This is a genomic window from Rhizobium sp. 25PS6 (assembly GCF_032464655.1).
Taxonomy (GTDB): domain Bacteria; phylum Pseudomonadota; class Alphaproteobacteria; order Rhizobiales; family Rhizobiaceae; genus Rhizobium; species Rhizobium laguerreae.
In genome coordinates, this window is sequence record NZ_JAWDIV010000020.1 from 15,710 (window position 1) to 37,609 (window position 21,900).

Annotated in this window: 26 protein-coding genes; 15 read left to right on the plus strand and 11 right to left on the minus strand. The window is 61.7% G+C overall.

Annotated elements, in window-relative coordinates:
* The first annotated feature begins 82 nt into the window (after positions 1-82).
* The 8 genes from RWK44_RS25820 (at position 83) to RWK44_RS25855 (ending at position 6,335) form a co-directional block, all read left to right on the plus strand.
* On the plus strand, positions 83-1,708 hold the full coding sequence (locus tag RWK44_RS25820; protein ID WP_316029582.1) for a cisplatin damage response ATP-dependent DNA ligase: 1,626 nt from the start codon (positions 83-85) through the stop codon (positions 1,706-1,708).
* A gap of 113 nt (positions 1,709-1,821) precedes the next feature.
* On the plus strand, positions 1,822-2,742 hold the full coding sequence (locus RWK44_RS25825) for an alpha/beta hydrolase family protein (RefSeq protein WP_316029583.1): 921 nt from the start codon (positions 1,822-1,824) through the stop codon (positions 2,740-2,742).
* Between the two features lie 105 nt (positions 2,743-2,847).
* On the plus strand, positions 2,848-3,654 hold the full coding sequence (locus RWK44_RS25830; protein WP_131666794.1) for a L,D-transpeptidase: 807 nt from the start codon (positions 2,848-2,850) through the stop codon (positions 3,652-3,654).
* Positions 3,655-3,831: 177 nt separating this feature from the next.
* A complete protein-coding gene (locus RWK44_RS25835; RefSeq protein ID WP_020049095.1) occupies positions 3,832-4,566 on the plus strand; it encodes a L,D-transpeptidase family protein in 735 nt (244 codons plus the stop codon).
* A 348-nt stretch (positions 4,567-4,914) separates the two neighbouring features.
* Complete coding sequence (locus tag RWK44_RS25840) at positions 4,915-5,124, plus strand: cold-shock protein (RefSeq protein WP_003546468.1); 210 nt, start codon at positions 4,915-4,917, stop codon at positions 5,122-5,124.
* Positions 5,125-5,288: 164 nt separating this feature from the next.
* The gene (locus tag RWK44_RS25845; protein ID WP_221947516.1) at positions 5,289-5,573 is read left to right on the plus strand and encodes a cold-shock protein; all 285 of its coding nucleotides are present in this window, start codon (positions 5,289-5,291) and stop codon (positions 5,571-5,573) included.
* A 76-nt stretch (positions 5,574-5,649) separates the two neighbouring features.
* Positions 5,650-5,889: a 30S ribosomal protein S21 gene (gene rpsU, locus RWK44_RS25850; RefSeq protein ID WP_003546477.1), complete on the plus strand. Its 240-nt coding sequence runs from the start codon at positions 5,650-5,652 to the stop codon at positions 5,887-5,889.
* A 221-nt stretch (positions 5,890-6,110) separates the two neighbouring features.
* The gene (locus tag RWK44_RS25855; protein WP_003546479.1) at positions 6,111-6,335 is read left to right on the plus strand and encodes a hypothetical protein; all 225 of its coding nucleotides are present in this window, start codon (positions 6,111-6,113) and stop codon (positions 6,333-6,335) included.
* A 55-nt stretch (positions 6,336-6,390) separates the two neighbouring features.
* On the opposite strand, the gene RWK44_RS25860 is transcribed toward RWK44_RS25855, so the two are convergent.
* Positions 6,391-6,879 (minus strand): MarR family winged helix-turn-helix transcriptional regulator, encoded by a 489-nt coding sequence (locus RWK44_RS25860; RefSeq protein ID WP_168255382.1) that lies wholly within the window; start codon positions 6,877-6,879, stop codon positions 6,391-6,393.
* 124 nt (positions 6,880-7,003) lie between these two features.
* Between RWK44_RS25860 and RWK44_RS25865 the strand changes: the two genes are divergently transcribed.
* On the plus strand, positions 7,004-7,426 hold the full coding sequence (locus RWK44_RS25865; RefSeq protein WP_077975934.1) for an organic hydroperoxide resistance protein: 423 nt from the start codon (positions 7,004-7,006) through the stop codon (positions 7,424-7,426).
* A gap of 92 nt (positions 7,427-7,518) precedes the next feature.
* On the opposite strand, the gene RWK44_RS25870 is transcribed toward RWK44_RS25865, so the two are convergent.
* Positions 7,519-7,965 carry a MarR family winged helix-turn-helix transcriptional regulator gene (locus tag RWK44_RS25870; protein WP_020049099.1) on the minus strand — a complete coding sequence of 149 codons (447 nt, stop codon included), beginning with the start codon at positions 7,963-7,965 and terminating at the stop codon, positions 7,519-7,521.
* 88 nt (positions 7,966-8,053) lie between these two features.
* Between RWK44_RS25870 and RWK44_RS25875 the strand changes: the two genes are divergently transcribed.
* The 3 genes from RWK44_RS25875 (at position 8,054) to RWK44_RS25885 (ending at position 10,208) form a co-directional block, all read left to right on the plus strand.
* Positions 8,054-8,782, plus strand: coding sequence for a DUF899 domain-containing protein (locus RWK44_RS25875; RefSeq protein ID WP_131666798.1), 729 nt, complete (start codon positions 8,054-8,056; stop codon positions 8,780-8,782).
* A gap of 108 nt (positions 8,783-8,890) precedes the next feature.
* Positions 8,891-9,358 (plus strand): DUF1579 domain-containing protein, encoded by a 468-nt coding sequence (locus tag RWK44_RS25880; RefSeq protein ID WP_131666799.1) that lies wholly within the window; start codon positions 8,891-8,893, stop codon positions 9,356-9,358.
* Between the two features lie 70 nt (positions 9,359-9,428).
* Complete coding sequence (locus tag RWK44_RS25885) at positions 9,429-10,208, plus strand: VOC family protein (protein ID WP_131666800.1); 780 nt, start codon at positions 9,429-9,431, stop codon at positions 10,206-10,208.
* A 235-nt stretch (positions 10,209-10,443) separates the two neighbouring features.
* On the opposite strand, the gene RWK44_RS25890 is transcribed toward RWK44_RS25885, so the two are convergent.
* The 5 genes from RWK44_RS25890 to RWK44_RS25910 all read right to left on the minus strand — a co-directional run bounded on the left by RWK44_RS25890 (position 10,444) and on the right by RWK44_RS25910 (position 16,977).
* Positions 10,444-11,964 carry an ABC-F family ATP-binding cassette domain-containing protein gene (locus RWK44_RS25890; protein WP_316029584.1) on the minus strand — a complete coding sequence of 507 codons (1,521 nt, stop codon included), beginning with the start codon at positions 11,962-11,964 and terminating at the stop codon, positions 10,444-10,446.
* Between the two features lie 697 nt (positions 11,965-12,661).
* The gene (locus RWK44_RS25895) at positions 12,662-14,257 is read right to left on the minus strand and encodes an ABC-F family ATP-binding cassette domain-containing protein (RefSeq protein ID WP_222060291.1); all 1,596 of its coding nucleotides are present in this window, start codon (positions 14,255-14,257) and stop codon (positions 12,662-12,664) included.
* 259 nt (positions 14,258-14,516) lie between these two features.
* Positions 14,517-14,846, minus strand: a complete 330-nt coding sequence (locus tag RWK44_RS25900) for a helix-turn-helix domain-containing protein (RefSeq protein WP_020049108.1) — start codon at positions 14,844-14,846, stop codon at positions 14,517-14,519.
* Positions 14,836-15,195, minus strand: coding sequence for a type II toxin-antitoxin system RelE/ParE family toxin (locus RWK44_RS25905; protein ID WP_316029585.1), 360 nt, complete (start codon positions 15,193-15,195; stop codon positions 14,836-14,838). Before RWK44_RS25905 ends, RWK44_RS25900 begins: the two co-directional genes overlap by 11 nt.
* Before the next feature lie 219 nt (positions 15,196-15,414).
* Entirely contained in the window at positions 15,415-16,977 is a 1,563-nt protein-coding gene (locus RWK44_RS25910; protein ID WP_168285043.1) for a helicase HerA-like C-terminal domain-containing protein, read from the minus strand.
* 224 nt (positions 16,978-17,201) lie between these two features.
* On the opposite strand from RWK44_RS25910, the gene RWK44_RS25915 reads away from it, so the two are divergent.
* Positions 17,202-17,591, plus strand: a complete 390-nt coding sequence (locus RWK44_RS25915; RefSeq protein ID WP_020049111.1) for a hypothetical protein — start codon at positions 17,202-17,204, stop codon at positions 17,589-17,591.
* Positions 17,592-17,802: 211 nt separating this feature from the next.
* On the opposite strand, the gene RWK44_RS25920 is transcribed toward RWK44_RS25915, so the two are convergent.
* Together RWK44_RS25920 and RWK44_RS25925 are read right to left on the minus strand one after the other, a co-directional pair.
* A complete protein-coding gene (locus RWK44_RS25920; RefSeq protein WP_222060293.1) occupies positions 17,803-18,057 on the minus strand; it encodes a type II toxin-antitoxin system RelE/ParE family toxin in 255 nt (84 codons plus the stop codon).
* A gap of 3 nt (positions 18,058-18,060) precedes the next feature.
* Positions 18,061-18,324: a type II toxin-antitoxin system ParD family antitoxin gene (locus RWK44_RS25925; protein ID WP_020049113.1), complete on the minus strand. Its 264-nt coding sequence runs from the start codon at positions 18,322-18,324 to the stop codon at positions 18,061-18,063.
* A 196-nt stretch (positions 18,325-18,520) separates the two neighbouring features.
* On the opposite strand from RWK44_RS25925, the gene RWK44_RS25930 reads away from it, so the two are divergent.
* Positions 18,521-18,976, plus strand: coding sequence for an NUDIX hydrolase (locus RWK44_RS25930; RefSeq protein WP_168287821.1), 456 nt, complete (start codon positions 18,521-18,523; stop codon positions 18,974-18,976).
* Between the two features lie 76 nt (positions 18,977-19,052).
* Complete coding sequence (locus RWK44_RS25935; protein ID WP_221947521.1) at positions 19,053-19,394, plus strand: hypothetical protein; 342 nt, start codon at positions 19,053-19,055, stop codon at positions 19,392-19,394.
* A 32-nt stretch (positions 19,395-19,426) separates the two neighbouring features.
* On the opposite strand, the gene zwf is transcribed toward RWK44_RS25935, so the two are convergent.
* A complete protein-coding gene (gene zwf, locus RWK44_RS25940; protein ID WP_131665869.1) occupies positions 19,427-20,935 on the minus strand; it encodes a glucose-6-phosphate dehydrogenase in 1,509 nt (502 codons plus the stop codon).
* Positions 20,936-21,070: 135 nt separating this feature from the next.
* Entirely contained in the window at positions 21,071-21,841 is a 771-nt protein-coding gene (gene tam / locus RWK44_RS25945) for a trans-aconitate 2-methyltransferase (protein WP_131665870.1), read from the minus strand.
* Between the last annotated feature and the right edge of the window lie 59 nt (positions 21,842-21,900).

A 21,900-nucleotide genomic window follows, 5' to 3' on the forward strand; every position in this document is an offset into this window, starting at 1 on the left:
ACTTGGACGCACTGGATTCCTGTGACAAGCACAGGAATGAGGCAGTACACGTTGGGCCTCTTCACGCTAGTGGGAGGCACCCATGAAAGCCTTCGCCGACCTCCTCGACCGCCTGGTGCTGACCCCCAGCCGCAACGGCAAGCTGAAGCTTCTCACCGACTATTTCCGCGACACGCCGGACCCTGACCGCGGTTACGGCCTTGCCGCCATCGCCGGCACGCTGGAGGTGCGCAACGTCAAGCCCGCCATGCTGCGCGAGCTGGTGCTGGAGCGTATGGACGAGGTGCTGTTTCGCTATTCCTACGACTATGTCGGCGATCTTGCCGAAACCATTTCGCTCGTCTGGGACAATGAGAGGGATATCGACCGCTCGGCCTTTGCCCAGCCGCGTCTCGGCGAGGTCGTCACCGGCATGAATGCGCTCGGCCGCACCGAAGTGCGCAGCTACGTCCGCGATCTTCTCGACCGGCTGGATTCCTCCGGCCGTTTCGCCTTCATCAAGCTTGCCACCGGCGCCATGCGCATCGGCGTTTCCGCCCGCCTTGCCAAGCAGGCACTCGCCGATCTCGGCGACAAGGACGTCACCGAGATCGAAACCCTCTGGCATGGCCTGCAGCCGCCCTATGAGACGCTGTTCGAATGGCTGGCGGGTGGTGGCGAAAAGCCGGTGCTGGCCACACCGGCGATCTTCCATTCCGTCATGCTCGCCAATGCGGTGGAGGAGGGGGATCTGACCGGTCTCGATCCAGTAAATTATGCCGCCGAATGGAAATGGGACGGCATCCGCGTCCAGCTCTCCCGCTCCGGCGACAGGCGCAAGATCTATTCCCGCTCCGGCGACGACATATCAGGCGCCTTTCCCGATATTCTCGACGCGATCGATTTTTCCGGCGTCGTCGACGGCGAGCTGCTGGTCGGCGGCACCGCCCGCTCCAACAGCCCGACCCGCACCTTCTCCGACCTGCAGCAGCGCCTGAACCGCAAGACGGTGACGGCAAAGATGCTTGGCGATTACCCCGCCTTCATCCGCACCTATGACCTGCTCTTCGATGGCGACGACGACGTCCGCGGCCGCACCTATGTCGATCGCCGCGACCGGCTGACCGAGATCATCGACCGCGCCCCCCATGACCGTTTCGACCTCTCGCCGCTCGTGCCGTTCTCGTCGTGGGAAGAGCTCGATACTCTGCGCGCCGCCCCGCCCGATCCGGTCATCGAAGGCGTGATGATCAAGCGCCGCGACAGCATCTACCAGGCCGGCCGCATGAAGGGTCCCTGGTTCAAGTGGAAGCGCAATCCCTATAATGTCGATGCGGTGCTGATGTATGCCCAGCGCGGCCACGGCAAGCGCTCCAGCTACTATTCTGATTTCACCTTCGGCGTCTGGGCCGATGACGAGGACGGCGAACAGCTGGTGCCCGTCGGCAAGGCCTATTTCGGCTTCACCGATGCCGAGCTCGAGGTGCTCGACAAATTCGTGCGCAATAATACCACCGAGCGTTTCGGCCCGGTGCGCGCCGTGCGCGCCGACAAGGATTTCGGCTTCGTCGTCGAAGTGGCCTTCGAAGGCATCAACCGCTCGACCCGGCACAAATCGGGGGTCGCCATGCGCTTCCCCCGCATCGCCCGCCTTCGCCCCGACAAACCCTCCTACGAGGCCGACCGGCTGCGCACGCTGATCGCCATGATCGAGGCCAAGCCGGCGTGAAGTTGCAAGCCCTGCGCAACAATGACGCAGGGCAATATTTTCAACAGCATGTGTATTGGCGGCAACGATCTTCCGGTGCAGATTCTGCATGCCGGGAAAATGATGGGTGCGTTATGAGCTCGCGTGAACGAAATTCCCTTTTCCTCCAGCGCCGTGTAGTTTTGGCGGGTCTTGCCGGTGCACTTATCCTGCCGCGCGTGGCGGCCGCTTTCGATGTCCCGGACGAGCCGCGCCTTGCCAAGCGCGACTATGCCAAGGTCCGCCACCATTTCCGCACCAAGCTGTTGCAGAAGGGCCCGGCGCCCGACAAATACGAACCGCTGGATGCGCCAGCCGATGCCGACAAGATCTTCTACCGCTCAGGCTACGGCGAGCTGGAACTGGCGGCCTGGGTTTCGAAATACAAGCGCGAGCGGGCCGCCAGGCCGGCCGTGCTCTTCCTGCACGGCGGCAATGCCATGGGCAGCGGCCATTGGCAGCTGATGAAGCCCTATATGGATGCCGGTTACGTGGTGATGATGCCGTCGTTGCGTGGCGAGAACGGCCAGATGGGCAATTTCTCCGGCTTCTACGACGAGGTCGACGACGTGCTCGCCGCCACCGAGCGCCTGGCACATCTGCCGGGTGTCGATCCCGAGCGCCTCTTCATCGCCGGCCACAGCATCGGCGGCACGCTGACCATGCTGACGGCGATGAGCACTGACAAATTCCGCGCCGCTGCACCGATTTCAGGTAACCCCGATGCCTTCCGCTTCTTCAACCGCTATCCCCAGGACATCCGTTTCGACGATAGCAACGCGCACGAATTCGAGGTGCGTTCGGCGCTGTGTTACGCCCACAGCTTCAAATGCCCGGTCCGTGTCGTCCACGGCACCGAGGAGCCGCACTTCAACGACCGCGCCGATCTGCTGGCCCGCCGAGCCCGCGGCGCCGGCGTTCACATCGAGACCGAAACCGTCGCCGGCAATCACACCTCGGCACTGCCGGCCGAGATCGAACAGAGCATCCGCTTCTTCCGCTGGGTGGCAACCTGACTTTCGCCGCCGCCTTTCCCACGCCAACGCCAGCCTCGCTCCAGCCGCGGATGCCATCGTTCCGGCAGATATCGCTGTCTGCCGATCGTTGATAAGGGTGGTTCCATGAATTTTCTGCGCCGGGTCTTCCCGATTGCCGGGCTTGTGATTGCGGTTGCGTCGCTGAGCGGCTGCAACATCCTCATTCCCGATGTCGCCGCCGATTCGCCCGCCCGCTTCGTCCAGGAAACCTCGCCGGTCTTCTATCAGCCGCCCGGCGTCGATCCGCGCCGGGTGCGGCCGATCCCCGATCAGCCGGTGCCGCAGACGCGCGAGCTCTACAAGACCCAGTTTCACCAGACCTATGGCCTGCCGGTCACCAATCCCGTGCATATGGCGATGTATGGCCAGCTGCGGGATGAGGATTTCACCCTGCCGGCGATCCCGGTCAGCCGCGTGCAGCCGCAGTTCCTGCGCCAGGAGGTCGATTATCAGACGACCGAGCGCCCCGGCACGGTGGTCATCGATACCAAGGCGCATTTCCTCTATTTCGTCGCGGGCAACGGCAAGGCGATGCGCTACGGCGTCGGTCTCGGTCGCGATGGTTATGCCTGGTCGGGCCGCGGCGTCATCCAGTGGAAGCAGAAATGGCCGCGCTGGACGCCGTCGGTCGAAATGGTCTCGCGCCAGCCTGAAGTTCGCCCGTTTGGGGTGGAGAATGGCGGCATGAATCCGGGGCTGATGAACCCGCTCGGCGCCCGCGCCATGTATATCTTCAAGGATGGGCAGGATACGCTCTACCGTGTCCACGGCACACCCGACTGGCAGTCGATCGGCAAGGCCACCTCGTCGGGCTGTGTGCGCATGCTGAACCAGGACGTCGTCGATCTCTACGACCGCCTTCCTGCTAAGGCCGAGATCGTTGTGATGTAGTGCTGCAACAGCGCTTCCCATATCGTCTGCTTCTGGCGGGACACGTCTGCGTGAAGCTATGGTTTATTTGGCGCAAGCCGATAGATATTCCTAATATCGTTATCGGCATGGGACGAATCACCGGTTTAACCGGCGTCTTGTCCGGCTTCCCGTATCAAAGGAAATCAGTCTCGCGTCATGAGCTTCGATAGACATCTTTCCCGCCGCAGCTTTCTTTCCTTTTCGGCGTTGACCGCAGCCTCCGCGCTCACCGGCTGCGCCTCCTCAGCCAACACCGTGACATCAGGCGATACGACGATCATTTACCGTTCGCCCATGCGCCTGTTCCAATCGATGGGAACATCGAGCGTGCCGAGCGGGGCCGAACTTGCCGTCATGTATGGCCCCATCGAAGACGGCGGCTTTCTCATTCCAGCCGTCCCCTACGAGCAGATCGATCCGCGCTATTATCGCCAGCGCGTCGTCGATCCCACCGGTCAGCCCCCCGGCACCATTGTCGTCGATACGCCGTCGCGCTTCCTCTATCTCGTCCAGGGCGATGGCATGGCGATGCGTTACGGCGTCGGCATCGGCCGCGAGGGTTTCGCCTGGCAGGGGTCGGGCGTCATCCAGTGGCGTCAGAGATGGCCGCGCTGGAAGCCGCCGAACGAGATGGTCGCCCGCCAGCCCGAACTCGTCAAATATTCGATCGAGAACGGCGGCATGGAGCCGGGTCTGAAGAACCCGCTTGGCGCCCGCGCGCTCTATATCTTCTCGAACGGAGAGGATACGCTCTACCGCCTGCACGGCAATCCCGACTGGCGCTCGATCGGCAAGGCCGTCTCGTCGGGCTGCGTGCGGCTGATGAACCAGGATATCATCGATCTCTACGACCGCGTGCCGACAAAGGCGCCCATCGTCGTCTGGCAATGATCGTCACCGAGGCGGCCGCAATCCGGCCGCCTCGGATCGATCGCTTTTCCCGGGCAAGCTGGTGCTTTCCCCCAGGCAAGTGGTTGCTTTGTCCCAGCCAAGGTGGCGCTTTGCCCCGGAAAAACAGGTGCTTCCCCCTGGGGCAAGTGCTTCATTTTGCCCCCTCGAGAGAATTATTTTCCGAAATACCATTGCTTAATTCGGTAAATATCCTACATGGTGCGTATCGAATTGCTTGCGACCTTTGTCCACGCGCTTGAGCGCTCCGTCAGATATCCTCTCAACATCGATACGGCTTGTCGGACATCTTTCCGCAGGCGAACACAAACGGTTGAAAAGGAGATCGTTATGAATTCAGGCGTCGTCAAGTGGTTCAATGGCACCAAGGGTTTTGGCTTCATTCAGCCCGATGATGGTTCTACGGACGTTTTTGTCCATATCTCAGCGGTTGAACGCGCCGGCATGCGCGAACTCGTTGAAGGTCAGAAGATCCGCTACGATCTCGTCCGCGACAAGAAGTCCGGCAAGAATTCGGCCGACAATCTTCAGGCCGCATGATTTGTCATTCGCCTACGCTGACCACGGATGTACTGGCAGCGGGCTGACCAAACTGGCAGCGGGCTGAGTGACTGGAAGAGGTCGGGTTCGAGCCCGGCCTTTTTGCTTTGCGCAGGCCTTGTGATTGACCGATTGAGCAGCCGAAGAGTTGAAGGGACGCTGAAATGGGCAGACAGAACTATAGAGTCGGCGACATGATCGTGCTGAAATCCGGCCTCACTCGAACGGCGAAAGCCAACAAGCGGTGCCGGATCTCCAGCATCCTGCCCAACGACCACGGGCATGTGCAATATCGTGTCCAGTTCGACGCGGAGAATTTCGAGCGCCGAATCACTGAGGCCGACATCGACACCGGTGAATCTCCGTCGAGGGCTTCCCCCGAGGCGGCGGCCAAGTCCGACGGCGCCGAGCCCTGGCTGAAGTTTTCGAGCATCAAAATCGGGAAGTAGTTCCGGGTTTTTTATTTGGCCCGGGTTTTTATTTTGGACAGTGCGGCCTCGCCGCCGCGACAGGAAGGATATCGTTTTGCAGGTACTCGTCAGAGATAACAATGTCGATCAGGCGCTCCGCGTGCTCAAGAAAAAGATGCAGCGGGAAGGCCTGTTCCGGGAAATGAAGGCGCGCAGCGCATTTGAGAAGCCGTCCGAGAAGCGCGCCCGCGAAAAGGCCGAGGCCATTCGCCGCCAGCGCAAGCTCGCCCGCAAGAAGCTGCAGCGCGAAGGTCTGCTGCCGGCACCGAAGAAGGTTCTCCGCCCCACCCGCTAATCCCGGGCGTGGCCCAACCGTGGCATCACGGCCCAACCGTTGCAATCACGGTTCAGCCGTGAATCATGGTTTCTGCCGTGGAGTCATGGCTTACAGCGCCGCGCGTCTTTTTGAGACGCGCAAAGGAGGCTGTAACACTTTGAATTTCAGCATAATTCCTTGAACCGATTCCGATTTGAGGAACGATGCAGTAACGCCGCCATCACCTGGGAAAGGGGCCTATGACCGCCACCAAGGGAGAATTCTTCAATCCCGCCAAGCTTTCGTCTCGCGACAAGGCGGAAGCGACCGATCACACGGCGCGCGCCATTATCGCCGCCGAGGCATCGGCCCGTGACAAGAAGACGGAGAAGCTGAAGGCGCTGCGTTTGCAGCAGGAGGCCGAGGCCGAACCTAAGGCTGCGCCTGCAAAGAAGCGCCGGTCGCCGGCCAAGCCGCGGCCCTGATTCCTCGGCGCGCACGCCGGCTCTACCGGGTGCCCGTTCTACCGGGGGAATGCGTTCAGCCGCCGTCCGTGCCGGCCCGCCCGAGATTGCCCCGCAGCCGATGCAGCATGTCGCGCATCTCGGCCATTTCCTGAAGCGTGCAGCCTGCGGCTTGCCCGATCGCCGTCATGATCGTATCGATCTCTCCTTTCATTGCCTCACCTCTAGGGGTCAGCGACACGATCACCTGCCGTTCGTCGCGCAGGTCGCGGATGCGCTTGATCAGCCCGCTCTGTTCCAGCCGTTTCAACAGCGGCGACAGCGTGCCGGAATCGAGATCCAGCTGCTCACCGATCGTCTTGACCGGCAGTTCGCCGCGTTCCCACAGCACCAGCATCACCAGATATTGCGGATAGGTCAGGCCGACCCTGTCGAGGATGGGCTTGTAGGCGCGGGTGAAAGCATGCGCCGTCGCGTAGACCGCGAAGCACAACTGCTTTTCCAGTCGCTTCTCCTCTTGCGGTATCTCCATCGTCTTCGTCGTTTGCGCTCTCATATCTATTATCCCTGAAGCCTGATTGTCCTCTTTTCGAATCCGAAATGCAATTTGCAAAATTCACTTGCGTACAATTTAATTGTGCGATAATAAAAATCCAACCCGATCGAAGGGCCAACCAAAGGAGATTGTCATGCCTATTCTCTATACGACCAAAGCCTCTGCCACCGGCGGCCGCGCGGGCCGCGCCGTTTCCGAAAACGGCGTTCTGGACGTGACGCTGACCGTTCCCAAGGAACTCGGTGGTGACGGCGCGACCGGCACCAATCCCGAACAGCTCTTTGCTGCCGGCTACTCCGCCTGCTTCCTCGGTGCATTGAAATTTGTCGCGGGCCAGCAGAAGGTCAAGATTCCCGAGGACACGACGGTCTCCGCCAAGGTCGGCATCGGCCCGCGTGAAGATGGCGGCGGCTTCGGCATCGAAGTGGCGCTGACGGTCAACATCCCGGGTCTCGACCGCGAAGCCGCCGAAAAGCTCGCAGCCGCAGCCCACATCGTCTGCCCCTACAGCCACGCGATGCGCACCTCGACCGAGGTCCCAGTCACCGTCGCCTGATCGATTTTAAAAACTTGGTAGCCGTATCGGCTGCCGCCATCTGCCCGCCGGACAGCGCGCTGTCCGGCGGGCTCCGGCGTTTCTATCGTTATTCATGACAGCGCCTGCAGATCCTGCCGCAGCCGGGCGGAGCCGCCTTTCGGCAGCTTTCCGTCGATCATCGCATGTGTGCTTTTCCAGATCGGCAGCGCTTTTGCCAGCACCGCCTTGCCCTCAGGGGTGAGGCTCAGCAGCCGGCCGCGCCTATCCCGCGGATTCTCCGTCACCGTCACCCAGCCCTTGCGCTGCAGCGGCTTCAGCGCCGCCGTCAGCGTCGTCTGATCCATGGCGAGCAGCGCAGCGACCGGCCCCATCGGCGGTGGCTCGGGCCGGTTCAGCGACATCATCAGCGAAAACTGCCCATTGGTCAGCCCGGCCGGCCTCAGCGCATCGTCGAACAGCCGGGCAAGCGCGCGTGCTGCCCGCTGCACATGCAGGCAAAGGCAGGTGTCGCGCACCATCAGCGTCGTGGAAAAAGGAATCTCGATCAAATTTGACATGCTCCATTTCTATTGATATCAATCTATTTAGTCAAGGAGAAGGAGATGAGCCGGCTTCACCGGCAAGCGCCGGAGGAGGGCGCATTCCATGCAGAATGAAGTTGTATCCCGCGAAGAGTGGCTCGAAGCCCGCCGTGCCCTGCTGGCAAAGGAGAAAGAGGCGACGCGGCTGCGCGACAGCGTCAACGCCGCCCGTCTGGCGCTGCCCTGGGTGAAGGTCGACAGGGATTATGTCTTCGAAACGCCGGAGGGCAGGAAGTCGCTCGCCGATCTCTTCGACGGCCGCAGCCAGTTGCTGATCTACCATTTCATGCTTGGCCCGGATTGGGATGCCGGCTGCACCGGCTGCTCCTTCCTGTCGGATCATGTCGATGGCGCCCTGCCGCATCTGAACCATCACGACGTCACCTGGGTCGCCGTTTCGCGCGCACCGCTCGATAAGATCGCCGCCTACAAGCAGCGCATGGGCTGGCAATTTCCCTGGGTTTCTTCCTTCGGCAACGATTTCAATTTCGATTATCACGTTTCTTTCAGCCCGGAGGATCTTGCCAAAGACAAGGTCTTTTATAATTTCACGCCTATGCCGCCGGCTGATGCCAATGACGAACTGCCGGGCCTCAGCGCTTTCTACTGCAACGACAAGGGCGAGGTCTTCCATACCTATTCGAGTTATGCCCGCGGGCCGGAAGAACTGATCGGCACCCTGATGATGCTCGACCGCGCGCCGAAGGGCCGCAACGAGGACAGCACGATGAATTTCGTGCGCCGCCACGACGAATATGAGGAAGCCGCCAAGGCGCCATCCTGCTGTCACTGAGCCGGAGCATGATGCCGAAAAGTGTAAGCGGCTTTGCCGGGAAAGCCGCGAAGTGACTTTCACAGGATGCGTAAAAACTAACACCACCATCATTCAAGGGAGAAGAGGATGATGAAGACCGCTGAAGTGCTGAAGGAACATTCCTTCCTGGGAAGACTGGTCGGCGACTGGACCGTCACCACACCCGACATGAGTGGCGGCGAGCCCTGGATCGAGACCGTGCGCTCACTGCACGGCATCTGGTTCGTCGCCGAAGGGACCGGCCGTATGCCGGATGGCAAACAAGCCACCAGCATCCTGACGCTCGGCTACAATGCTTCGAAAGCTAAGTACATCGGCAGCTGGATCGGCAGCATGATGGACTATATGTGGGTCTATGAGGGCGAGGTCGACGCGTCGGGCAATGTGCTCGACCTCTATACGACAGGTCCCGACTTCAACACCGAAGGCCTTACCGATTATCGCGAGCAGATCATCTTCGTGGACGCCGATCATCGCACTTTCGTCTCCAGCACCAAACAGCCGGATGGCTCGTGGAAGCAGTTCATGGAAGCGCATTACGCCCGCAAGATCTGACAATCACGGCGCGCCCCAAACCCCAAAAACGGGGCCCAGGAAAAAGCGGCGTCGAAAAAGGGAGAGTACGATGTCCAAGACGCATGGAAAGTTCATCTGGTGCGAGTTGATGACCCCCGACACATCGGCCGCGGCGAAATTCTACAGCTCTGTCGTCGGCTGGACCACCTCGGAAATGAAGGTGGAGGGCATGCCCACCTACACGATCTTCGAGGCGAACGGCATCGGCGTCGCCGGGCTGATGGAATTTCCGGCCGAACTTGAGGATAAGGGCATTCCACCGAACTGGACGGGTTATGTCGATGTCGACGACGTCGACCAGTCGGCCAAGGATTTCGCCGCCAATGGCGGTTCGGTCCGCCGTCCGCCGGAAGACATTCCGACCATCGGCCGCTTCGCCGTCGTCGCCGATCCGCATGGCGCGGTGCTCTGCATCATGACGCCGGCGCCGATGGAGAAACCCATGCCGGAACTGGCCTTCGACGCCCCCGGCAATATCGGCTGGCGCGAACTCTATGCCGGCAATGGCAAAGAGGCGCTGGCCTTCTATTCCAAGCTGTTCGGCTGGACGAAGGACAGCGAGATGGATATGGGACCGATGGGCGTCTACTACATCTTCGCCCATAACGGCAGGCAAACCGGCGGCATGATGACCAAGCCGGAAAACATGCCGATGACCTTCTGGTGCTATTATTTCATCGTGCCCACCCTCGACGCCGCGATCGAACGTGTCACCTCAGGCGGCGGCACGGTCGTCAACGGCCCGATGGAAGTCCCCGGCGGCAGCTGGATCATCCAGGCCACCGACCCGCAAGGCGCCTTCTTCTGCCTGGTCGCACCGAAGCGGTAGGATTTGGGAGCGACGTTGGCGGTGGGTGGTTGGCCCCTCATCCGCCTGCCGGCACCTTCTCCCCGCTTGCGGGGCGAAGGGGATATGTCGCAACCTCTCCGTTCCCCATCCACCCCTCGCAGGGCACGTTCCCTCTCCCCGCGAGCGGGGGTCCGCAGGACGGGTCGAGACGAGTGGCTCGACCCGGGTAAGTTAGGGTGAGGGGCCGCGGCTCCCGCCACATCCCCACCATCCATCATCTCGCCACCGAGGCAAAAAACCCTTCCGGGCTTTCCACCTCCACCAGCCGCTTCTTCTCGATCAACCAGAACCGGTTTCCCACCGCCCGCACGAAACTGCGGTCATGCGAGACCAGCAGGCAGCTCGCCTCATGCGCCATCAACTCGCTCTCCAGCGCCTCCTGCCCGTCGATGTCGAGATGGTTGGTCGGTTCGTCGAGCAGATAGAAGTTCGGCTCCGTCAGCCGCAGCACCAGCATGCCGAGCCTGGCCTTCTGGCCGCCGGAGAGCTGGCCGATCGGTTTTACCTGCATGTCGATCGTCATGCCGGCGCCGGCGAGCAAAGCCCGCGCCCGCTGATCGCCGACATCGAAGCGGCGGATGATCGTGCCGATCGGCGTGTCGGTATCGGCAAGATCGGCAAGCGCCTGGTCGCCATAGCCGAGAACGAGCGAAGGCGTCGCCTTGATGCTGTCCCGCGCCGTCTCCGGTCTCTCGATCGCCTCTTTCAGCATCGACACCAGCCGCGACTTGCCGGCGCCGTTGAGGCCGAGCAGCACGATGCGGTCGCCCTGGCAGATGAATTGCCGGCCGGTCTTGAACAGTAGCGTTCCATCCGGCGTCGTCACCGCCGCATCCTCCAGCGTCACCAGTACCTTGGCATGTGTGCCGCGGTTGGAAAGCCGGATGGCGCCGGCCGAGCGCTCCAGATGCGCCGGTTTTGCCGCATCCTCCAGCTTCTCCGCCCGCTGCTTGAGCTGCTTGGTCTTGACGACGAGTAGATCGCTGCCGGAATTGATACCGATATTGTTGAGCTTGGCCGCCTGCTTGCGCAGTTGCTCCGCCACCTTCATGTCGCGCTCGTAGCGCCGCGCCTCCGAGGCGTCGGCCTCGTCGAGGGCGGCGCGCGCCCGGCTATAGGGCAGGGCGAAGACCGGCGATTGCTCCGGCCGCAGGAACAGTGTCCGGTTGGTCGTCGCATCGAGGAAGGCGCGGTCGTGGCTGGACAGGATAACCGGCACGTCGCGCGGCAGCGCATTCAGCCAGCTCTCCAGCTGCGAGATCTTTTCGAGGTCGAGATGGTTGGTCGGCTCGTCGAGCAGAAGCACGTCGGGCTCGCCAACCCAGGTGCGGGCAAGCATGGCAAGCCGCTGCCATCCGCCGCTCAACTGCTTCAATGGCCGGCCGCGCATGACCTCCGGCACTTCGAGCGATTCCAGCACCACGTCGACCCGCCAGCTTTCGCTTTCGGCCTGATCGGCCGGCAGGGCCTGCAGCACCGCGTCGTAGAAGGGCGTGTCGAAAAGGGCAGGTGGCACATTCTGCGCGACATGGCCGACGGTCAGCCCGCGCGCTTTGGTGATCTCGCCCTCGCTCGGCTCCAGCGCGCCGGTGATGCAGGCAAGCAGCGTCGATTTCCCCCGCCCGTTGGCGGCGACGAGGCCAATGCGGTCGCCGGCATTGACGACGAGATTAAGCTTGGAAAACAACGGATTGCCCAGCGTCACGCCGAGATTGCGGATATTGATGAGTGTCATGATCGTTCTCTGGTCTTGACCGGGTATCAAGCGCGGTCCGGGGCGTTCAGCCATCACGGAATTTCGCGGTTCGGGCCCGGGAAATGAGAGGAATGCGCGCTGTCATCTACGGCGCCGCATTGGCCACGAAGGGCAGACCAGGAAGAGATGTCGAGAAACGGTCTCTGGTCAGCCCTGCAAACGCATTTGCAGGGCGTTGACGGGACCACGCTGGCGATGATGTCGAAAATAATATTGCATTGCGTGATCCTCCTTTCTCAAAAGGTTGCGGGATTCCAATAACATTGCCCGCGAAAAGAGGCAAGAGAGGCGCAGGCACGCCGATTTCCGGTCACCGCGTCGGCGGCGAGCTTGGCCGGAAGGCGTCCTCTAAACTCCGCTATCGCCTATATGCCGTTGTTGGTGGCTGAGTGAGGATTGTGCTCTGGTGCTCGGCGCTCACGAGAGCCTCGCCCTGAGGTGCCCTGTAAGGGAGCCTCGAAGGGCGGGGCGGGTGCGCTGGCGGTTAATGGATGCAAGGAGCAGCGCCGAGCGCGTCCTTCGAGGCTTCGGCCTTCGGCCTGCGCGCCTCAGGATGAGGGACGTTGGAGGATGCCGCGCTCTCGAAAACAACGGGGCGAGGGGACTTGCCATGCGAGAGGCGGGTGGGGGACGGAGAGGTGGGGCAGACGGATGGGCACGTTGCCCAATCCCAAAATCACCCGGCCGGATCGGCTGGCGACAGCTCCAGCCGCCGCGTGATCCCGATACTCCTGAGGAATGTCTCGTCGTGGCTGACCACCAGCAGCGCGCCGTCATAGGCGCGCAGTCCTGCCTCGACCGCGGCGATCGAGTCGATGTCGAGATGATTGGTCGGCTCGTCGAGGATCAACAGCGGCGGCGGTGCCGAGCCGAGGACGCAGGCAAGGCCCGCCCGCAGCAATTGCCCGCCGCTCAGCGTCGATACCGTCTGTAGCGCCGCATCGGCCCTGAACATGAAGCGGGCAAGGGCGGCCCGGCAGGTATTTTCATCGGCCTGCGGATTGATCCGGCGAAAATTGTCGCGGATCGAGGCTGACGGATCGAGCAGGCTCACCTTCTGATCGAGCATCGAGAAAGCGGTCATGACGCTGACCGTGCCGGCCCAGGGTTTCAGCGCGCCGGTAACGAGCGCTAGCAAGGTCGTCTTGCCCGAGCCGTTGCGGCCGGTGACGGCGATACGCTCGGGTCCCGTCACATCGAAGGAGAGATCTCGGATAACGGGATCATCAGGCCGGTAGCCCGATGTCACGCCATCCATCTTCAGCACGATCTTGCTGGCAGGCAGCCCGGTCGGGGGCAGGGCGACCGACAAGGGCTGGAGGATCTCGATCTTCTCGCGCGCTGCTGTTGCTTCTTCCAGCGCCCGGGCGCGCCGGCGGTCGGCGAGCCGGGCATTGTCGCCACCCGTCGTTTCGCTCCGTTCCTTCATGCCGCCGAGCATGATGCGCGGGATGCCGCCCTTGGCTGCGACCTTCCGCCCAGTGCTGTCCCTGTGCGCCTGACGCTCCACCGTCGCCTGCGCCTTCTTCGCCACCTCGGCCATGCGTTTTTCGGCTTCAGTGAGATCATGCTGTGCCGCCGCGAGCTCAAGGGCCTTGCGCTCGCGATAATGGCTCCAGTTGCCGCCGTAGCGCGTGGCACCGAGCGACGTCAGCTCGACGATTGCATCGACGCTGTCGAGCAGTTCCCGGTCATGGCTGACGATGATGGCGCCGGCCCGCCAGCCTGAGATCAGCGCGATCACCGCCTCGCGGCCGTCGCGGTCGAGATTGTTTGTGGGTTCATCGAGCAGCAGGAAATCCGGTTCGGTGAAAACAAGCGCGGCAAGCCCGGCACGGGTGCGCTGCCCGCCAGAGAGCACGGCAAGCGGCGTCTCCGGCGGTGCGTTGAGCCCCGTCCGATTGAGCGCTGCGGCGATGCGCGCCTCCAGCATCCAGTCCGCCGATGCGAGCTCATCGGCCGTTGCTTCGCCGGCTTCGGCGCGGCGAAGAATAGCGAGCGCATCGGTCACGCCGAAGAGATCGGCGACCGTTTCCTCGAGCGCCACCTGAATACTCTGCCGCAGCACACCGAGGCTGCCGCCGACGGATACCGTCCCGGAATGCGGATGGACCTCTCCGGAGACGAGCTTCAGCAGCGTCGTCTTGCCGACGCCGTTGCGCCCGACGAGACCGGTCCGCTCGGCCCCGAAACTCAGGTCGAGATTGGAAAAAAGTGGCCGCCCGTCAGGAGCGGACCATGAAATTTGGGAGAGAGTGATGGATGCAGGCATGAATATGGATTTCCCCGTTGGCAAGGCGAACTGGCGTTGCGATCGGGTTGAAATCCATTGCGGCACACATCCTGTTGAAATGGTCGATGACTGGTAATTTAGGGAATAAACGCATCAGGTTCAAGGCGAGGCAGCCAATCGCGCGGCAGACAGCGATCTTGCCGCCCTTCTTCTGCTTGCAGTCGGCGGATTTGTCGCTTCAGCCTGCCGAATGTTCCGCGCACGGAGCGCGGGGCTGCCGTATTCGAGTGCTCTGCAGTTACACGGTCTGCTTCACGTAGATCTCAGGATCAAAATCAACGCGCCTCGCTTTTCCGTCAGGCGTTTTCAAGACAAGCTCGACTCCGCCTCCAAGAGAATGCATGTACCGCACGATGGACGATAGGAGGACATCGTCGGCGCTTTCGATTTTCGAAACAGTGTTCTGCGTCATGGCCGCACGCGTAGCGACCTCTTGCTGTGTTGCATGCATCGCTTTGCGCACTTCCGCCAAGGCTTTGCCCAGACGACGCTCCTGACGTTTCATGTCAAGCCGAGCACGAACATCTTCTGGAAGTTCGTCGCGTAACGTCTTCCATTCAGTGCTCATTTTTCTTCTCCTTCAGCCACGCACCAAACCGCACGTCAGCTTTGTTGATCAGTTGTTTGTAAAAGAGCGCTTTATTCATGCCTTGCTTGTCTCCTCCGCAAAGGATGATGGCGCTTTGAGCGGGATCGAAGGCGAAAGCAAAAGGCCAGACCTGTTTGCCAAATTTGACTCTGATTTCGTTCATATTCGCATAATCGGAACCTGAAAGCGTATCGACCTCAGGGCGCCCTAAGAACGGGCCATCGTCTTCAAGGTGGTCGAACACTTCGCCAACCAGTTCTTTCAACCCCATCTCCAGTTCTTTCCATTCAGGGACGAAGTCGGGATGGAATTGAACCTTATATGTCATCGGGCTGCCTAAGAAATATATATTGAAAGATATAAAATCAAGATCGAGATCAAACAAGCTGGATTGAGAGACTTGGCTCAACCCAGGCAGCTCGATGAGGGACAGAGCACCGCGTTGCTGCCTTTCACTGGTCGCTCAAGGCGTTCTCGATGATGCTTCTTACCCTTCATCTGCCTGCGGGCATCGTCCTTCGGACCCCAGGGAAGAAGAGACCCAGGCTTACCGCTTCAAGCTCCCTAAGATCCCACGCACCAGTGCCCGGCCGACCTGGGTCGCCACCGTGCGCGCCACGCTTTTCATCGCCGCTTCCACCACCGTTTCGCGCTGATAGCCGGACCCCCGGCCGCGCGACTGGCCGCGGCCCTGGCTGTCGTCATTGCTGCCGCCGAAGCCGGGAAGGGTCCAGCCGGAGGTGGTGCCCGGCTGCTGCTCTGCCGCTTCTTCCTGCGCTCGCTTGGCGGCCTCGGCATCGGCCGCCTTCTTTGCCCGCGCCACCAGCATCTCGAAGGCGGATTCGCGGTCGACATCCTCGTCATAGATGCCGAGGACCGGGCTTCTGTCCATGATCTGCCGGCGCTCGGCATCCGTCACCGGGCCGACGCGGCCGGAGGGTGGGCGGATCAGTGTGCGCTCGACGATCGAAGGCGCGCCCTTGGCCTCGAGCGTTGAGACCAGTGCCTCGCCGGTGCCGAGATTGGTGATGACGGTGGCGCAATCGAAGGCCGGATTGGCGCGGAATGTATCGGCCGCCGTCCTCACCGCTTTCTGCTCGCGCGGCGAATAGGCGCGAAGCGCATGCTGCGCCCGGTTGCCGAGCTGGGCAAGTACCGTTTCCGGCACGTCGAGCGGGTTCTGCGTCACGAAATAGACGCCGACGCCCTTGGAACGGATCAGCCGTACCACCTGCTCGACACGTTCGGTCAGCACCCTCGGCGCGTCGTTGAAGAGCAGATGCGCCTCGTCGAAGAAGAAGACGAGCTTCGGCTTTTCGGGATCGCCCACTTCGGGCAATTCCTCGAAGAGCTCGGAAAGCAGCCAGAGCAGGAAAGTGGCGTAAAGCCGGGGGTTCATCATCAGCTTGTCGGCGGCCAGCACCGAGATCTGGCCGTAGCCACTATTGCTGGTGCGCATGATGTCGGTGATCTTTAGCGCCGGTTCGCCGAAGAAATGCTCCGCACCCTGCTGTTCGAGAACGAGCAGCGCCCGCTGGATCGAGCCGACCGAAGCCTTGGAGATCAGCCCGTACTGGTTGGAAAGTTGGCTGGCGTTCTCGCCCATATAGTTGAGCAGCGAGCTGAAATCCTTGAGGTCGAGCAGCGGCAACCCGCCCTGGTCGGCGATCTTGAAGGCGATGTTGATGACGCCTTCCTGCGGCTCGGAGGCATCCATCAGGCGGGCGAGCAGCAGCGGTCCCATCTCGGCGATGGTGGTGCGCACCCGGTGGCCCTTCTCACCGAACAGATCCCAGAAGATCACCGGAAACTGGTCGAATTCATAGTCGGCAAAGCCGATCTGCTCGGCGCGCTTGGTCAGGAAGTCCTTGGGCTCGCCCTTGGCGGCGATGCCGGAAAGATCGCCCTTGATATCGGCCGCAAACACCGGAACGCCGGCCCGCGAGAAACCTTCGGCCAGCACCTGCAGCGTCACCGTCTTGCCGGTGCCGGTAGCGCCGGTGACGAGGCCGTGGCGATTGCCGAATTTCAGGTCGAGATATTCCGGCTTGTTGATGCTGTCATCGGGATTACGGCTCGCGCCGATGAAAATCTTGCCTTCCTCGATCATTCGGAATGCTCCCTTGGGGCTCTGCCGCCATTTGTATGAGAAGGCGTGCTTCTGCCGCCTTCATTGAACTATCGTTTCCCTGTTATAAGCAGGCATGCGCATGCGGACAACTGTTTGCATTAAAAGCAAAACCGGACAAAGTGCGGCCCGGGGAGGGGCCGGCTTGAGTTGTGGTCGAATCTCGATTAACGTTGACGTTAACGTCAAAAAACAGGAGGCTGACGATGAATGAAATTGTGACCCAGATCGCCGATCGCGTGGGTATTGCGCCTGATTTGGCCGAAAAGGCGCTCGGCATGATGCTCGGCTTCCTGCAGCGCGAGGCCGCCGATGGCCCGGTTGCCAAGATGATCGAAGCGATCCCCGGCGGTGCCGATCTTGTCGCCCAGTTCAACGGCGAAGGTGCCGGCGGCGGTCTGCTCGGCGGGCTGATGAGCTCGCTCGGCGGCGGCGGCATCATGGGGCTCGGCCAGCAGCTGATGGGCGAAGGCCTCGGCATGGGCGAAATCACCTCGCTTGCCAAGGAAACCATCGCGATCGCCAAGCAATATGCCGGCGAGGAAGTCGTCGACGAGGTCGTCGCTTCCGTCCCGGGCCTCAGCCAGTTCGTCTGAGCGACGACGAGAAAGAGCCTTCGCGGCGTCGCCGCGAGGCTCATCATATTTTGCCCTGGTCCCACTTGAAGGGGTGGCCAGTCGGCAGCACGGCAAGCTGAACCTGAGGGAGCCGTACCTGCCGTTCATTCGGAAGGCGCTCGCGGTCGGCTCACCGTTGTCGCTCCTCGAGGAATTCGTCGGTGATATCACGCCCACGCGCAAACACGCCCTATATGCTGACGTTATTGCCGCTCACCGTGAACGCCACGCTGACGCTGCGCCGATAGCCGATGATCCGGAGGCCGGGAATTCGGCCTTCCCGCAGCGTGCCCCGTTCCGGAAACGTCTCCAGGGCCTCGATGAAAGTGATCACTGCGTGAACGAAGTCGCCGGCGATGCCGGTTCCCGCCTCAACGGCGATATCGGCATAGAGCTTGTCGAGTTCGGCTTCTGCCTTCGGATGGTAGATAATGCGGTAGGCCATGCCCTACTTGGCTTTCGCCGCGTCATTCCGGCGCTTTTCAAAGCGGGCGCGCACTGTCTCGGCCGGGATGCCGAGGCCCGGCTTGTTCACTAGGTCGTCGTAGCGCGCCGGAATTTCTTCATTGAGCCAGCGCTCGCGGGCCGCCTCATGATCCTCCAGTAGCCGCAGGCCTGCACGGACAACCTCGCTGGCATTATTGTAGCGGCCGGACTCCAGCTGCTTCCGAACAAATTCTTCGTAGTGGTTCCCGAGCGCAACGTTGGGCATGGTCTTCCTTTCGTTGTCGTCAATATGAAGCTGTCACACCGTGATGGCAATAGATGTCAATCCTTGACGTTAAACGGTCGTTACCTCCTCCGGTCGCCTGGTGATCGGCGGTATCCGGCCGCGGTGGCCCTGATCGCCTTTGCCTTGCAGCCTCCGCCCGCTAATTAACGGCTGCCATTGGATGGAAGGAGAGCTCGTGACCGTCTGGCGCCCATCGCAGCAGATCAGGGTGAAGGTGATCGGCCTCGCCTGGCGGAAAGACCAGTTGCTTGCCGCCGAGGTGGAGGACGACAGCGGCCGCATCAAGGGCGTTCGCCCGCTCGGCGGCGCGATTGAATTCGGCGAGAGCCGCGAAGAGGCCCTGCACCGCGAATTCAGGGAGGAACTCGAGACCGATATCCGTATCGTCGGTCCCTGGCATCTGCTTGAAAACATCTACGAACATCAAGGCGCAATCGGTCACGAATACATCTTCGCGGCCGATATCGAACTGGCCGATGCATCGCTCTATCAGCGCGACGAAATCCGCTATTCCGAACTCGACGAGACGGCGGCGACGGCGCGCTGGTTTGGCCGCGACAGCCTGCGTGACGCCGGTATCGATCTCTATCCGACAGGTCTCGACAGGCTGCTGTCGCGCTGGCGCGATTGAGCCGGAGATCGCCCGCTCTGAGGCGCCATATTCCGATCGCCAAACTTTGATCGTCCGCCCCGCTTCCGGGGGAACAATGATGTCGTTCTGCTGTTTCTGCCGCATCGCCGAAACCAGAAGGAATAGCATCATGCGTATGTTTCTTGCAGCAGCCTCGATCATTCTACTCGGATTCGCCACGCCGGCCTTCTCCCAGGCGCTTGCTGATATGGACTATAGCGGCCGCTTCGGCGGTATGCCGCCCGGCACGGTGCCGGGGGCGGAATCCAGCGGCGGACTCGTGATTCCGCTCGATCCAGTCGAAACCGGTGATATCAACGTCGTCTTTCCGCCGGATCGACCCACCTGCCCGCGGCCCGGGACGCGTCAGTACCGCGCGGCCGAGCGCGACGGTACGCTAAGCGACGCCTGCCGCTGACGGGGTAGTCCGGGATTGGAAGGCAGAACCGGCTATTTGCCGTCCTTGTGTAGTATCACGCCGAGTTCATGCCACTGCCGCCTGTCGCGCTGGATCAGTTCGTCGGCTGAGGCCGGTCCCATGCTGCCCGGCGCGTAAGCGTCTGGCACGCTTTGATCCCTAGCCCAGATATCGAGGAAGGGTTGCACCGCCGCCCATCCGGCCTCGATGCCGTCGGCGCGCTGGAACAGCGTCTGGTCGCCGATGAAGAGATCATAGAGCAGTGATTCATAGCCGGTCGTCTTGGCAATATCGAATTTGTCGGCATAGCGGAAATCGAGCGAGACCGGCACGGTGTCGACGGAAAGCCCCGGCGATTTGATCGAGATTTCCATGCTCATGCCCTCGTCGGGCTGCACCTGGATCACCAGCCGGTTCGGCGGCAGGCGACTATTGACCTCCGTCTCGCGAAACTGCGCGAAGGGAACCGGCTGGAAGGTAATGACGATCTCGGTGTCGCGCGCCGTCAGCGCCTTGCCGGTCCTGAGATAGAAGGGCACGCCGGCCCAGCGCCAGGTATCGGCATAGAGCTTCAGCGCCACGAAGGTCTCGGTCCTGCTGTCGGGCGAGACGTCCTTGGTATGGCGATAGGCCGGAAGCGCAGCACCATTGAGTGGGCCTGCGCCATAGGCGCCGCGCACGCCATGCGTCTTGGCCTCATCAGGCGTATAGATGCGTAGCGCCTTCAGCACCTTGCTCTTCTCGTTGCGGATCGCCTCGGCATCGAAGCTGTTCGGCGGTTCCATGGCGATCATCGCCAGCAGCTGGAAGAGATGGTTCGGCACCATGTCGCGCAACGCGCCGGTTGCATCGTAGAATTTGCCGCGGCTGCCGACATCGACGATTTCGGCGGCGGTGATCTGCACATGGTCGATGTAGCGGCTGTTCCACAAGGACTCGATCATCATGTTGGCGAAACGCGCCGTCATCAAGTTCTGCACGGTTTCCTTGCCGAGGAAATGGTCGAGCCGGTAAACTTGGCTTTCCCCGACCTGCGCGAGGATCTGTGCATTGAGCGCCCGCGCCGAGGCGAGATCGGTGCCGAACGGCTTTTCGATGGCGACACGGCGGAAGACGCCGTCGCTTTCATCGGTCAGCCCATGGGCGGCGAGCTTCTCGACGATCGTGCCGAAAAAGGATGGCGGCACCGCGAGATAGAAGGCGGCATTGGCATTCGGGCCTAGGCGCTTGCCGATCTCGACGAAAATATCGTCCTTGGTGAAATCCCCGGACGTATAGGAAATGCGCCGGCGCAGGCTCTCCCAGGCTTCGTCCTTCACTGTCGGCGCTTCGCCGCTCAGATGGTTGAGGAATTGGTCGAGCCGCCCGCGCAGGAATTCGTCGTCACCAGGTTCGATGCCGATGCCGAGAATGTGGAGATCCTCGCCCACCAGGCGGCTGCGCGTCAGATTGATGATCGCCGGCACCAGCAGGCGGCGCGTCAGGTCTCCCGTGGCGCCGAAGATGACGAGGGTGACCGGCGGGGTAGGGGCAGCGTCCATGTGCCATCTCCTTGGAATTTGCGGCCGACTATACTGCGCGCCGGCTTTGCCGCAACATATGCAGGCGAGGGATAACAAGCATTTGACACCATCCGGACTGGCTGAGCCCACGTCACCTTGGTGGTAGGCGGCCGATTACCCTTTCACAGCCACCATGAAGATCCTCGGAAACCTGAGCAGCACCCGCCCGTCCGACATCTTGGGATAGGCCTTTTCCAACCGCTCCCGATAATCCGCCAGGAATGCCTCGCGATGCTCTTCGCCGGCATGGGCGAGATAGGGCATCAGTCCGGTTCCCTTCACCCATTCGACGATCGCCGCCGCATCCGCCATCGGGTGATTGTAGACCGTGTGCCAGATATCGACGCGCGAAGCTTTGGCGATCAGTCTGGAGTAATAGGTGGACGGCGGCGGCAGCGGCTTGCGGCGCACGCTCTTCACCTCGAAGGCGGATTTCCATGGGCCGGCATGGGCAGTCTCCTCCATCGCCAGATGCGAGGGTTCGCCGAGATTGTCGGGCATCTGCACGGCCAGCACGCCGCCTTCGGAAAGCCCGTCCATCAGCCGGTCGAAGATATCGAGATGATCGGGCAGCCATTGGAAGACCGCATTGGCAAAGAGCAGGTCGGCGGGCTCAGTCGGCTGCCAGATGCCGAGATCGGCCTCGACGAAGGCAGTGCCGGGAAGCCGCTTGCGGGCCGCCTCCAGCATGTTCATGTCGCTGTCGACGCCGGAGACGCCGTCCGCCCCATAGCGCTCGATAATCAGCTCGGTCGAATTGCCCGGGCCGCAGCCGAGATCGATGGCATGACGAATGTTTTGCAGCGGCACCTGTGCCAGAAGGTCACGCGACGGTCGCGTGCGCTCGTCCTCGAATTTCACATATTGGCTGGCGGACCATGCCATGGCGGTACCTCCTGGTGTCGGGCCACGTCTTCCATGCGCATCGTGTCGATGTTGCTGCC